The organism is Nocardioides sp. YIM B13467, assembly GCF_042788075.1.
In the GTDB taxonomy this organism is placed as follows: domain Bacteria; phylum Actinomycetota; class Actinomycetes; order Propionibacteriales; family Nocardioidaceae; genus Nocardioides.
This window is the reverse complement of sequence record NZ_JBHZPJ010000046.1, coordinates 1,676,542-1,688,972: the sequence shown is the minus strand read 5'-3', so window position 1 is coordinate 1,688,972 and position 12,431 is coordinate 1,676,542. Positions and strand designations below refer to the sequence as shown.

The window sequence follows — 12,431 nt, the reverse complement described above, 5'->3', positions numbered from 1 at the left end:
ACGCAGATCAGGCGCTGTAGTGCCACAGCTGTGACCACGGCTGCGTCGGGGTGTCGCAGACGTGGATCGGGGCGCCGTTCTCCTCGTTGTCGGCATCTTCGCGGTTGTGGAGCGAGGCGACCTGCCGGCAGCCGTCGAAGAAGCGGTCGGGGTCCTCGAACCCGACCACGACGATCGGTGTCGCGCCCTTCGGCGGTTGTTCCCAGAACCGCCAGCCGTTGTGCCCGCTGTGGACCGGAACGCCGACGCCGTACCACTCCAGAGCGCCCGCCTCTCCGTAGTTGACGGTGAAGACCACGGCCGTACGCTGCTCGGCCGGCGCCAGGTCGTCGACGACCGCCCGCACCTGGGCGGCGTACTGGGGCCAGCCGATCGTCTCCAGCTGGTCTTCGCCGGCGGCGGTGTAGAAGGAGGTGGCGTAGGTCTTCGCCGGGAGCACCGGGAGGTTGATCGGCCAGGCGGGGATGGTCAGTAGGGCCAGGCCGGCGCCGAGAAGCCCGACGGTGCGCGGTCGCAGATGCTCGGCGACCACCACGGAGCCTGCCGCGACCAGAGGCGGGAACAGGCCGGCCAGGTAGTAGCCCTTGCCGCCCGCGATCAGAAAGAAGCCCGCGACCAGCAAGAACGCGGCGGCGACCGGGCGGAAGAGCGCCCACTCGCGTCGCCGGAAGAGCGCGACCAGACCGATGATCCAGATCGGTGTGATCACCGGGCTCAGCAGGATCAGCGCCTGGGTGACGTACCCGATCCGTCCGGGCAGCCCGCCGTACTCCTCCCGGATGTCCTCGGAGAGGTCGAGCACCGGCCAGTCGTGCTCGAACTGCCAGAGGAGGTTGGGAGTCCACAGGACCAGCGCGGTGAGACCGGCCAACCATGGCCACGGCGTGGTCAGGTTGCGCCGGGTCGCCGGAACGAGCGCGATGCCGAGCAGGATCGCACCGAGGAGGAAGACCACCGAGTGCTTGTTCTCCAGCCCGATCCCGGCGACGATCCCGGCCGCCAGCCAGAACAGCGCCCGCTCCCGCCCGCCCTGGGCGACCAGCGCCCGGGCCACCAGCACCAGGATCGCGGTCCAGGCCAGCGCGTCGAACGTGGCGGTCGAGTGCCAGTGCCCGAACGTCATCGTGACCACTCCGACGGCCACGAGTCCCGCGGTCAGCACCTGCGCCGTACGTCCGCCGCCGAGCAGCCGGGCGAACTCCGCCGCCAGCAGGACCAGTCCGACCATCGCCAGCAGACTCCACAACCGCAGCACGACGAGGTTGTACGGTGCGATCTCGGTCGCGACCCGCGCCAGGAACGGTGTCAGGGCCGGCTGGTCGGGATATCCCCAAGCCAACCGCTGACCTGCGGAGACGAAGTAGAGCTCGTCTCGATGCGGCCCGTAGAACGGGCTCATCGCCAGCAGTACGGCGGCCTGCACGGCGACCACGATCCCGACAGCGGGGGAGTACCGCGGACGGGTCACGCCTCTGAGCGTAGGGGGCCCGCCGGCCGCCCGCAGCCTGTTGTCGCAACCCGGGCGCCGGACTGACCCCCTATGCCTCGATCAGACCCGGCCGGCCGGCTTCGGTGAAGAAGCGACCGCCGACGGTCAGCGGCGCTCCGGGAGTGCTGACCTGAGCGACGTTCTTGTACGTGATCTCCGCGCCGGCAGCATTCAGGGAGACGGTCGTGTAGCCACGGAGGCCGTTGTAGAACTTCATGTGCGGGTTGCGCTCCAGGTAGGCGGCCCAGTTGGCCGGGTGCTCTGCGCCGTTGCCACCGGAGGTGATGGAGCTGGTGACGATCTCGGTGCCCATGATCCGCGAGGACGGGTCGTCGAAGTCGTCGTGGATGTTCAGCCCGTAGTGGACGTGTACGTCGCCGGTCAGCACCATCAGGTTCGACTGCTCGGACGCCTTCCAGCCCTCGAGGATCCGGCGCCGGGAGGCGGGGTAGCCGTCCCAGGAGTCCATCGACCGGGTGCCGTCGCCGGACGGGTTGTCGCGGCGGGAGAAGGTGACCTGCTGCGGGACGATGTTCCAGAGAGCCGAGGAGCGGCGCCAGCCGTTGATCAGCCACTGCTCCTGCTCGTTCCCGGGGAGCGTCATCGACTCGGCCTCGGACTCAGCCGACGGGACCTTCCAGCCGTCGCCGTTGGCCTGGTTGGTCCGGTACTGCCGGGTGTCGAGGATGTCGAACTGCGCCAGGCGGCCCCACTGTAGACGCCGGTAGAGCCTCAGGTCGGAACCGGACGGCTGCTGCGGGAGCCGCAGCGGCTGGTTCTCCCAGTAGGCGCGGTAGGCGGCGGCACGGCGCACCAGGAACTCCTCCGGCGGCACCGAGTTCTCCGGAGTGTCGGCGGCGTAGTTGTTCTCGGTCTCGTGGTCGTCCCAGGTGACGATGAACGGGTGCGCCAGGTGGGCGGCGATCTGGTCCGGGTCGGACTTGTAGAGCCCGTAGCGCGCCCGGTAGTCGTCCAGCGTGACGGTCTCATGGTTGAGGTGGGCCGGCAGCGGCTCGGCGTAGCCGCGCGCCCCGGCGGAGGCGTTCACGGCGTACTCGTAGAGATAGTCGCCCAGGTGGAAGACCGCGTCCACGTCCTCGCCGGCGAGATGCTTGTACGCCGTGTAGTAGCCCTGGTCGTAGCGCTGGCAGGAGGCGAGGGCGAAGGTCAGTGACGACACCGCGGCCCCCACGGCCGGGGCGGTCCGGGTCCGGCCGACCGGGCTGATCCACTGGCCGACCCGGAAGCGGTAGAAGTACTCGGTCGCCGCGTCCAGGCCGCGGACCTCGCCATGCACGGAGTGGTTGAACTCCGTGTGCGCGGCAGCGGTGCCGCGGCGTACGACGCGTCTGAAGGCGGCGTCGCGCGCCACCTCCCAGCCGACGTCGAAGCGCGACGGCGGCATCCCGCCGGTGGGCTCGAGCGGGAGCGGTGCGAGCCGGGTCCACAGCAGCACCGAGTCGGGCAGCGGGTCGCCGGACGCGACGGCGAGGGTGAACGGGTCCGAGGTGATGTCGGCAGGGGAGCCGGCCGGAGCGGCGAAGGCGCCCGTACGGGGCAGCCCGGTGGTGAAGGCCAACGCGGTCGCGGCGGCCGAGACGGTCAGAAAGCGGCGGCGGTCGAGGCCTCGCAGGGCGCCACGGAGATCAGGTCGGAGGTCAGGAGTGTTGCTGGGGGCAGGCATGGACGTGCTCCTGTCGATATGGGGGTTATCGACATCAGCGAAGCGGCGCCCGGTGAAGGCCGCGTGAAGTGCGGGGGAGGGGTGGGCTACGGCTTGGTGCCGGTGACAGGTTCAGAGACGGGCCGGTGCACCGGACAGCCCGGCGCGAAGGTGCCGAGGTCCTCGGTGTTGAACCCGTGCGGGTAGCTCTTGATGCGGGGCATGTCCCGGACGTACGCGGGCTTCCGCCGTGCCGGCAGCAGCGCGACGAAGCGTGCCCGCGCCTTCAGCGCCCCACGCGACAGGGTCCGGGCGAGCCGCCCGGGCTCGGGGTAGCCGAACGCCTCGAGCAGGTGCGGCTCCATCAGCGACAGCGAGAAGATCCGGATGAGCGGCGCCAGCGGGCGCGGATAGAAGGTCGTCAGCAGCTCGAGGGTCGAGTCGGCGACGGCACGGCCGCCCTCGTCGTACCCGAAGTGCTCGGCCTCGTAGGAGTCGAGGAGCTGCTCGAACTCCGCATAGGTCGCCGGGATGTCCTTGATCCCCATCCGCTTCCCGAGCGCCTGGTAGTAGCGCAGGGCGGCGAGCTGCTCGTCGGGGGTCGACTGCCGCCAGCCGAACTCCTGGTTCCAGCGCCGGGGGATCACCACGAAGGTCGAGAGGACGTAGCGCATGTCGTCGTTGGAGATGTCGTACATCTTGTGCATCTGGTTGATCCGCCGCACCGCGGCCCGGCCGCGAGGGCTGTCCAGGTCCTCGATCGCCGCGTCCTCCAGCAGCAGCGCGGTGTCGTCGTAGCGTTTCTGGGTGTCCTCGGTGAACTGGTGAGTGTCGGCCAGCAGCCGGCCGATCGACGGCACCGCATAGGTCCGGAACAGCGCGAAGCTGAGCGCCTGAGTCGTGTCCCAGGGGAACTCGTAGAGCCCCAGACGTCTCGAGATCTCCTGGAACTCGGTCTCCGGGTCCAGCCCTGCCGTACGCGACTTCTTGGCCATGATGCCTCCTCGCTCGATACATAACTGTATCGTGACTTGGCTCACATGTGGTGTCTCTCGCCGTAATGTCTTCTGCATGGAGAAGTCGGGAACGCAGACGCCCCTGTCCCTCGCCGCCGCCGAGGCGGTCCGAACGTACGCCGCCATCACCCGCTCCGCTCTCGGGTCCGCCGAGTCCCCGGTGATCTCGTACGCCGGTCTGTGGCTGCTCCTCGCCTCGCTGGCGCCGGCGGCGGAGACCGAGACCGACGAGATCCTGGGCCTGAACAAGGCCGACGCGCGGGCCGCAGCGCTGACGCTGCTGGAGGCGCCGCACCCCACGATCGGGGCGGCGGTCGCCGGCTGGCTGCGGTCGGGTGTCGAGCTCACGAAGGGCCTGCCGATCGTGCTCGACCCGCTCCCGGACCAGGCCGGCCTCGACGCGTGGGCCGATGAGCACACCCGCGGGCTGATCAAGGAGTTCCCGCTCGAGATCGACGCCCAGACGCTGCTCGTGCTCGCCTCGGCGCTGGTGGTGACGCCACGCTGGAGCGAGCAGCTGGAGGAGGGCGAGGACGGGTTGCTGCTGCTGCTCGGGGACGGGTTCCAGGCGGTGGTGGAGACCGACGCTGCCGGCCCGGTCGCGGTCGCCAGCCCGTCGAGCGAGGACGGCATCTCGGTCTACTCCGTGATCGCCGAGGAGGGCGTGGCCGCTGACGACGTGTGGCGGGCAGCCGACGAGGTCGTCCGGAGGATCGACGCGGGCGAGGTCCACGACCGCACCTTCGATGCCGGCCAGGAGGACGGGCACGCCTGGACCGTCCGCGAGGTCACCGCATTCGGCAGCGCTCCGTCCGACCGCTGGCGCAGCCACCTGCCGGAGTGGAGCGCGGAGGACCTTCACGACCTGTCGGCCGCGCCGGGAGTCGCCGAGATCGCCCGCGGAGTGATGGCCGCGATCGCGGAGGAGACGGAGGCCGTCTGCATCCAGAAGGCGGTCGCGTCCTACGACCGGGAGGGTTTCAAGGCGGCCGCGGTGACCGGGATGATGGTCCGCGCCGCCGCCGCGGCGCCGCGCGAGACGAAGGTGCGGCAGATCGACCTGAGGTTCGACCGGCCGCACGCGGTGGTGGCGGTTGCCCGCGGAGGAGCCTGGGAGGGCATCCCGCTCTTCGGCTCCTGGGTGACCCCGGCATAATTTCCGTCATGGACGAGCTTCCCCCGATCGCCGGCCGCTATCGGCTCCTCACTCTGCTCGGAGCCGGCGGCATGGGCGAGGTCTGGCGGGCGCGTGACACCGTCCTCGACCGCGATGTCGCGGTGAAGCTGCTGCGTGATGTGGACGACCCCACGATGGCCGAGCGGTTCCGCCGTGAGTCGCTCTCGACCGCCCGGGTCGTCCACGACGACGTGGTCAAGATCTTCGACGCGGGCAGCGACGACAACGACGTCTTCCTGGTGATGGAGCTGCTGCCCGGACCGACCCTGGCCGAGCCGCTGCAGCAGCGTGGCGCGATGCCGGTCGACATGGCGGTCGAATACACCCGCCAGGTCGCCGGCGCGCTCGGCGCCGCCCACCGGGCCGGTGTCGTGCACCGCGACATCAAACCGGCCAACCTCATGTTCGACGGTGACGGCCGGCTGACCGTGCTCGACTTCGGCATCGCGTACGCCATGACGGGGGTCGACGCCGGGCTGACCCAGACGGGCCACGTGATCGGCAGCCCGTCCTACCTCTCGCCCGAGCAGGCCTCCGGCGACCCGGTCGGGCCGCCTGCCGACGTATACTCGCTCGGCTGCGTGCTCTTCGAGATGCTCACCGGCAAGGTGCCCTACTCCGCGCCGCACCCGGTCAAGATCCTGCACATGCACCTCAGCGAGCCGGTGCCGCGCATCACCGACTTCCGGGCGGTGCCCCCGCCGCTGGCGCGGCTGGTCACCCGGATGCTCGACAAGAACCCCGCCGCCCGGCCCTCGATGGACCAGGTCGGTCACGAGCTCGGCTATGTCCTCAGCGGAGCCGACCCCGATGCCACCGACCGGCTCTCCGCCGGGCAGGCGCCGCGTCCGACCCAGGCGATGGCGCCGCGCCCGCTCGACGAGCCGATGGCGCTGGCCAACTCCCGCACCGGCGTCCTGCCCAGTCCTGGCAACCCGCCTCCGGTCCGCGGGCCGCGCCCGGGGTCGCTGCGGAGGTTCCCGACCGGTCGTCTCCTCGGCGCCGTCGCGATCGTGATCGCGTGCGTCTTCGCCGCCTCCTGGCTGGCCGCCTACGAGCCCGCGCCCGCCGAGGCTCAGCCGTCCCAGAGCTCCGACAACTCCGACAACACGGACAACGGCGCCGACAACAACGACTCCAACGACAACGCCGACAACTCCGCCGATGAGCCCGTCGACAAGTCGGACAACAAGACCCTCAACCGCCTCGACAGGCTCGACCGCTGGCGCGAGAACCTCGAGGGCTGGAACGTCATCGACGAGGGTCAGTCGCAGGAGTGGGAGGACCAGATCCAGCAGATCCGCGACCTCGTCGAGAAGGGCGAGAGCGCCAAGCGCGAGATGGAGCAGCTCCGCGAGGAGTTCGACAGCCTGAGCAAGGGTGACGGCAAGGACGGCGAGAAGATCCTCGACGGGCTGCTGAAGGGCAACTGACCCCTCGACCTGCGGGACGTGAGGGTGCAGACTTCGCGTCCATGACGCGACTCCAGCTGGCCCGGATGGCGGTCTTCGTCGCCTTCGCGGTGCAGGGACTGACCTTCGCCTCGCTGATCACCAGGCTCGAGTCGATCGCGACGAAGCTCGACCTCAGCGCCGGTGACGTGTTCGTGGTGCTTGGCATCACCACCGCGGTCGGGGCGGTCGGCAGTGTTGTCGCGGGTCACCTCGCCACCAGGATCGGCAGCGCTGCGACCCTCTCGCTGATGCTCGGCGGGGCCTCGCTGGCGGCGGTCGCGCCGGCCTTCGCCCCGACGATGGTGACGCTGCTGGTGCTCAACGGCGTCTACGGCTTCTTCCTCGGCGGCGTCGACGCCTCGATGAACATGCAGGGCACGGCCACCCAGGACGCGTACGGACGCCCGCTGATGAACGGGTTCCACGCGATGTGGAGCGCGGCGGCCGTCCTCGGTGCCGTCTACGCGACCGTGACGATCGCCCTCGGCGTACCTCTGGGTCTGGACATGATCCCGATCGCCGTCATCGGCCTGGCCGCCAACCTCGCCACGTTCCGGCTCCTGCTGCCGCCAGAGGCGGTCGACGCGGCGGAGAAGCGGACAAGCGGTACGCAGCACCCGAAGCCCCCGCTGCCGTGGCTGCCCCTCCTCCTGGTCGCGGTGCCGACGTTCGCGATGTGGTTCATCGACTCCGCGGCCTCCGCCTGGGGCGGGATCTATGTCGTCGACGGACTCGGCGCCGCGGCGGCGGTCGCGCCGGCGATCTACGCCGCCTACCAGCTGGTGCTCCTAGCCGTACGTCTCCCCGGCGACCGCCTCGTCGCCCACTTCGGTCCCGAGCGGGTGATCCGGACCGGCGGCATCGTCGGTGTCGGCGCGCTGGTGCTGATCGTCGTCGCCCCGCACTGGAGCGTGGCGGCCGTCGGCTTCGCCGTCCTCGGCGGCAGCCTGGCGATGGTCCCGCCGCAGTCGTTCGTCGCCGCCGCGCACATCTCCCCGGACAACGCCGAGGACGCGATCGCTCGGGTCAACCTCGCCAACTACGCCGGCTACCTCGCCGCCGCCTCCCTGATCGCCGTGGTCGCCGAGGTCTTCGGGGAGCGCTCGATGTTCCTCATCCCGCTGGCGATCTCCGTGCTGATCCCGCTGATGGCCGGCCGCTTCGCGACCCGTCCGGCTCCGGAGTCTCCGGAGTCCGTGAAACTGGGTTGATTAGAGTCAGAAATTTCCCTGTCGTTTCTTGACTCATTCAAGAATTGGCGTAGTGTCAGGGGTGTGGGGAACGCTGACTACGAACAGCTGCTGAGAGGTGCCTCCCTGCGCGTCACTCGCCCGCGAGTGGCCGTTCTGGGGGCCGTCACCGAGAATGCGCACGCCGACACCGAGACGATTCTCGGAGCGGTGCGCGAGCGGCTTCCGGACGTCTCCCATCAAGCCGTCTACGACTCCCTCGCCGCCCTCTCGGCGGCCGGGATCGTACGCCGCATCCAGCCGTCCGGCTCGGTGGCTCGTTATGAGACCCGGGTCGGGGACAACCACCACCACGTGGTCTGCCGCTCCTGTGGGGCGATCGCCGACGTCGACTGCGCTGTCGGCCATGCGCCCTGCCTGACGGCATCTGATGACAACGGCTTCACGGTCGATGAGGCCGAGGTCATCTACTGGGGCACCTGCGCGGACTGCAGCCTGTCCCACGGGTAGAGCCCGCGCCGGCTGCGCTTGTCGTCGGCCGGCGCAACACATGTGAATCACAGCGTCTGGCAGCAGCCAGTCCGATCAGAAACGGATAGGAATCTCATGTCTGAAGAGGCCGTGAGCAAGTGCCCGGTGATGAACGCAGGCCGCGTTCACCCCACCGCCGGCAGTGCCAACCAGGAGTGGTGGCCGAACAAGCTCAACCTGAAGATTCTCGCCAAGGACGCCCCTGTGAGCGACCCGATGGGCGAGGACTTCGACTATGCGAAGGCTTTCGAGTCCCTGGACCTGCCTGCCGTCAAGGCGGACATCGCCGCGGTCATGACCGATTCCAAGGACTGGTGGCCGGCTGACTTCGGTAGCTACGCCGGGCTCTTCGTCCGGATGGCGTGGCACGCCGCAGGCACCTACCGCAGTCACGACGGTCGCGGTGGCGCCGGTCGTGGCCAGCAGCGTTTCGCGCCGCTCAACTCCTGGCCCGACAACGTCTCCCTCGACAAGGCCCGTCGTCTGCTGTGGCCGGTCAAGAAGAAGTACGGCAAGAACCTCTCCTGGGCCGATCTGATGGTCCTGGCGGGCAACGTGGCGATGGAGGAGGGCGGCTTCAAGACCTTCGGCTTCTCGGGTGGTCGCGCGGACGTCTGGGAGTCCGACGATGACATCTACTGGGGTCCGGAGAAGGTCTGGCTCGACGACGAGCGCTACACCGGCGACCGCGACCTGCAGGCGCCGCTGGCCGCTGTCCAGATGGGTCTGATCTACGTCAACCCGGAGGGCCCCAACGGTGAGCCCGACCCGATGAAGTCCGCGGTGGACATCAAGGAGACCTTCCGCCGCATGGGGATGAACTCCGAGGAGACCGTCGCCCTCATCGCCGGTGGCCACACCTTCGGCAAGACCCACGGTGCCCACCCCGACGATCTGGTCGGCCCCGACCCGGAGGCCGCGCCGCTGGAGAACCAGGGCATCGGCTGGAAGAACGGCCACGGCACCGGTGTCGGCGCGGACGCACTCACCTCGGGCCTCGAGGTCACCTGGACCTACCACCCGACCCGCTGGGACAACGAGTTCTTCCACATCCTCTACGCCTACGAGTGGGAGCTGTTCGAGTCGCCGGCTGGTGCCAAGCAGTGGCGTCCGAAGAACGGCGCGGGCTCCGACATGGTCCCCGAGGCGCACGGTGAGGGCAAGCGCGAGCCGCGCATGCTCACCTCCGACCTGGCGCTGCGCGTGGACCCGGAGTTCGACGAGATCTCCCGCCGGTTCAGGGACGACCAGGAGGCCTTCTCTGACGCGTACGCCCGTGCCTGGTTCAAGCTGACCCACCGCGACATGGGTCCGAAGAGCCGCTACGTCGGCTCCGAGGTCCCGGCCGAGGACCTGCTCTGGCAGGACCCGCTCCCCGCCGAGGGTGGTGCGACCGACGAGGCCGCGATCTCCGCCGCCAAGGCCGCGATCGCCGCGTCCGGTCTGAGCGTGCAGCAGCTGGTCTCCACCGCGTGGAAGGCGGCGGCCACGCACCGTACGTCCGACCACCGCGGTGGTGCCAACGGCGGTCGCATCCGTCTCGAGCCGCAGGTCTCGTGGAAGGTCAACCAGCCCGAGGAGCTCAAGCCGGTCATCGCGAAGTACGAAGAGATCGCGGCCGCGACCGGTGTCTCCTTCGCCGACGTGCTCGTCCTCGCCGGTGGCGTGGGCATCGAGCTGGCCGCCAGGGCCGCGGGCCAGGACGTCACGGTCCCGTTCTCCGCCGGCCGCGTCGACGCGACCCAGGAGCAGACCGATGCGGAGAACTTCGCCTGGCTCGAGCCGGTCGCCGACGGCTTCCGCAACTACGACTCCGGGTTCCTGAACCTCCCCACCGAGTTCCTGTTCATCGACCGGGCGAGCCTCCTCGGCCTCTCGGCCCCCGAGGCCACGGTCCTGGTCGGCGGCCTCCGCGTGCTCGGCAACAACTGGGACGGCTCCGACCTCGGTGTCTTCACCAAGACCCCGGGCGCGCTGACGAACGACTTCTTCGTCAACCTGCTCGACTACGACCAGCAGTGGACCCCGTCCGCCGACGAGGCGACCTACACCAGCTCCAACGGCTGGACCGGTTCCCGCGTCGACCTGGTCTTCGGTGCCAACTCCGAGCTCCGCGCCCTGGCGGAGGTCTACGGTGCCGACGACGCCAAGGAGAAGTTCGTCAACGACTTCGTCAAGGCGTGGGTCAAGGTCATGGAGAACGACCGNCCGGCGCCGGGTTCCTCAACCTCACCTGGTCCGCCGACGTCCTCGGCGCGGTCGCCGGCGACCTGCTGACCGACCCCCACCTGGGCGTACCCGCCCCGGAGAGCCCGAAGCGGGTCGTCGTCGACTACTCCTCCCCCAACGTCGCCAAGCCGATGCACGTCGGCCACCTGCGCTCCACGGTCATCGGCGACTCCCTGGCCAGGGTGCTGGACTACGCCGGCCACGAGGTCGTACGGCAGAACCACCTCGGCGACTGGGGCACTCAGTTCGGCATGCTGGTCGAGGAGTTGCTCGGCGAGGGTCTCACCGACCCGACGACAGTCGCCGACCTGGGCATGACCGAGCTGCTCGCGCTCTACCAGCGGGCCAAGGCGCGCTTCGACGACGATCCGGGTTTCGCCGGCGCCGCCAGGCAGCGGGTGGTCGCGCTCCAGTCCGGCGAGCCGACCACCCTCGCGCTCTGGCAGGCGCTCGTCGACGCCTCGATGGCCGAGTTCGAGGCCACCTACAGCCGGCTCGGCGTACTCCTGACCGATGACGACTTCGACGGCGAGAGCCGCTACAACCCGCAGCTTCCGGGCGTCGTCGACGACCTTCGGGCATCGGGTCTGCTGACCGAATCGGCCGGCGCCCAGGTCGTCTACCCCGACGGCTTCACCGGCCGCGACGGCGCCCCGCTGCCGCTGATCGTGCGGAAGGCCGACGGTGGGTTCGGGTACGCCGCCACCGACCTCGCCACGATCCGGCACCGGGTCGACGACCTGGCCGTGGGGCGGGTCGTCTACATCGTCGACCACCGGCAGAGCCAGCACTTCGAGATGGTCTTCGCCGTCGCCCGCGCCGCCGGCTGGCTGCCCGACTCGGTGGAGGTCCAGCACATCGGCTTCGGCACCGTGCTCGGCCCCGACGGCCGGCCGTTCAAGACCCGCTCGGGCGAGACGGTCTCGCTGACCGCGCTGCTGGACGCCGCCGAGGAGGCCGCCGCGGCCAGCTACGCCGGCCCCGAAGTCGTACGCGCCGTGGCCAACGCCGCGGTCAAGTACGCCGACCTCTCCAACAACCTCGCCCGCGACTACGTCTTCGACCTCGCCCGGATGTCGGCGACCACCGGCGAGACCGGCCCGTATCTGCAGTACGCCCATGCCCGGGTGTGCAGCATCCTCGCGCAGGCTCCGCAGCAGACGTACGCCATCGGCACCCTGTCCCACCCGGCAGAGCAGCGGCTGGCACTGGAGCTGACCGGCTTCGCCCCGGTGGTCGCCAAGGTCGCCGACACCTTGGAGCCGCATCACCTGACCGCGTACCTCTATGGCCTGGCGACCGCCCTGACGGCGTTCTACGAGAACTGTCCGGTGCTCAAGGCGGAGGGTGAGGTCAGGCAGACCCGGCTCGCATTCTGCGAGGCGACCCGGCGAGTGCTGTCAGAGGGACTCAGGCTCCTCGGGATCGAGGCGCCGCAGAGGATGTGAGCGTGGTGCTCAGGCCCACCAGTCGGAGTCGAGCTTGGCTTCCATGGAGCGCACGTGACGTCGCGAGCAGGCCTCGCAGAACGACTTCGAACGCCCACGCTCAACCGCGGTGGTCCACGCGAGGAGGCGGTTGGGGTCGGCCTCGTAGCATCCGCAGAAATCGCAGGTCTTCATGGCTCAACGATAGGTCGAAATCCTGCGGTTCAGAGGGTGCAACACCGAAATTCTGCATCA

10 protein-coding genes are annotated in these 12,431 nt (G+C 69.7%); 6 read left to right on the top strand and 4 right to left on the bottom strand.

Annotated features, from left to right (window positions below):
- Nucleotides 1–7: 7 nt before the first annotated feature.
- The 3 genes from ACFX43_RS15220 to ACFX43_RS15210 form a co-directional block, all read right to left on the bottom strand.
- Nucleotides 8–1,468, bottom strand: coding sequence for an ArnT family glycosyltransferase (locus ACFX43_RS15220; RefSeq protein WP_378826945.1), 1,461 nt, complete (start codon nt 1,466–1,468; stop codon nt 8–10).
- Nucleotides 1,469–1,538: 70 nt separating this feature from the next.
- Nucleotides 1,539–3,173 carry an alkaline phosphatase D family protein gene (locus ACFX43_RS15215; protein WP_378826926.1) on the bottom strand — a complete coding sequence of 545 codons (1,635 nt, stop codon included), beginning with the start codon at nt 3,171–3,173 and terminating at the stop codon, nt 1,539–1,541.
- A gap of 86 nt (nt 3,174–3,259) precedes the next feature.
- Nucleotides 3,260–4,147: an oxygenase MpaB family protein gene (locus ACFX43_RS15210; protein ID WP_378826920.1), complete on the bottom strand. Its 888-nt coding sequence runs from the start codon at nt 4,145–4,147 to the stop codon at nt 3,260–3,262.
- 76 nt (nt 4,148–4,223) lie between these two features.
- Between ACFX43_RS15210 and ACFX43_RS15205 the strand changes: the two genes are divergently transcribed.
- From ACFX43_RS15205 to argS, 6 genes are all read left to right on the top strand, one after another.
- Entirely contained in the window at nt 4,224–5,324 is a 1,101-nt protein-coding gene (locus ACFX43_RS15205) for a hypothetical protein (protein WP_378826912.1), read from the top strand.
- An 8-nt stretch (nt 5,325–5,332) separates the two neighbouring features.
- Entirely contained in the window at nt 5,333–6,778 is a 1,446-nt protein-coding gene (locus ACFX43_RS15200; protein ID WP_378826901.1) for a protein kinase, read from the top strand.
- 41 nt (nt 6,779–6,819) lie between these two features.
- The gene (locus tag ACFX43_RS15195; RefSeq protein ID WP_378826881.1) at nt 6,820–8,010 is read left to right on the top strand and encodes an MFS transporter; all 1,191 of its coding nucleotides are present in this window, start codon (nt 6,820–6,822) and stop codon (nt 8,008–8,010) included.
- A gap of 63 nt (nt 8,011–8,073) precedes the next feature.
- On the top strand, nt 8,074–8,499 hold the full coding sequence (locus ACFX43_RS15190; protein ID WP_378826866.1) for a Fur family transcriptional regulator: 426 nt from the start codon (nt 8,074–8,076) through the stop codon (nt 8,497–8,499).
- 96 nt (nt 8,500–8,595) lie between these two features.
- On the top strand, nt 8,596–10,797 hold the full coding sequence (katG, locus tag ACFX43_RS15185; RefSeq protein ID WP_378826857.1) for a catalase/peroxidase HPI: 2,202 nt from the start codon (nt 8,596–8,598) through the stop codon (nt 10,795–10,797).
- Nucleotides 10,701–12,197, top strand: a complete 1,497-nt coding sequence (gene argS, locus ACFX43_RS15180; protein WP_378826833.1) for an arginine--tRNA ligase — start codon at nt 10,701–10,703, stop codon at nt 12,195–12,197. The genes katG and argS overlap by 97 nt, the downstream gene beginning before the upstream one ends.
- A 9-nt stretch (nt 12,198–12,206) precedes the next feature.
- Here argS and ACFX43_RS15175 read toward each other — a convergent pair whose 3' ends face one another.
- Nucleotides 12,207–12,371 carry a hypothetical protein gene (locus tag ACFX43_RS15175; RefSeq protein ID WP_168381087.1) on the bottom strand — a complete coding sequence of 55 codons (165 nt, stop codon included), beginning with the start codon at nt 12,369–12,371 and terminating at the stop codon, nt 12,207–12,209.
- Nucleotides 12,372–12,431: the final 60 nt, after the last annotated feature.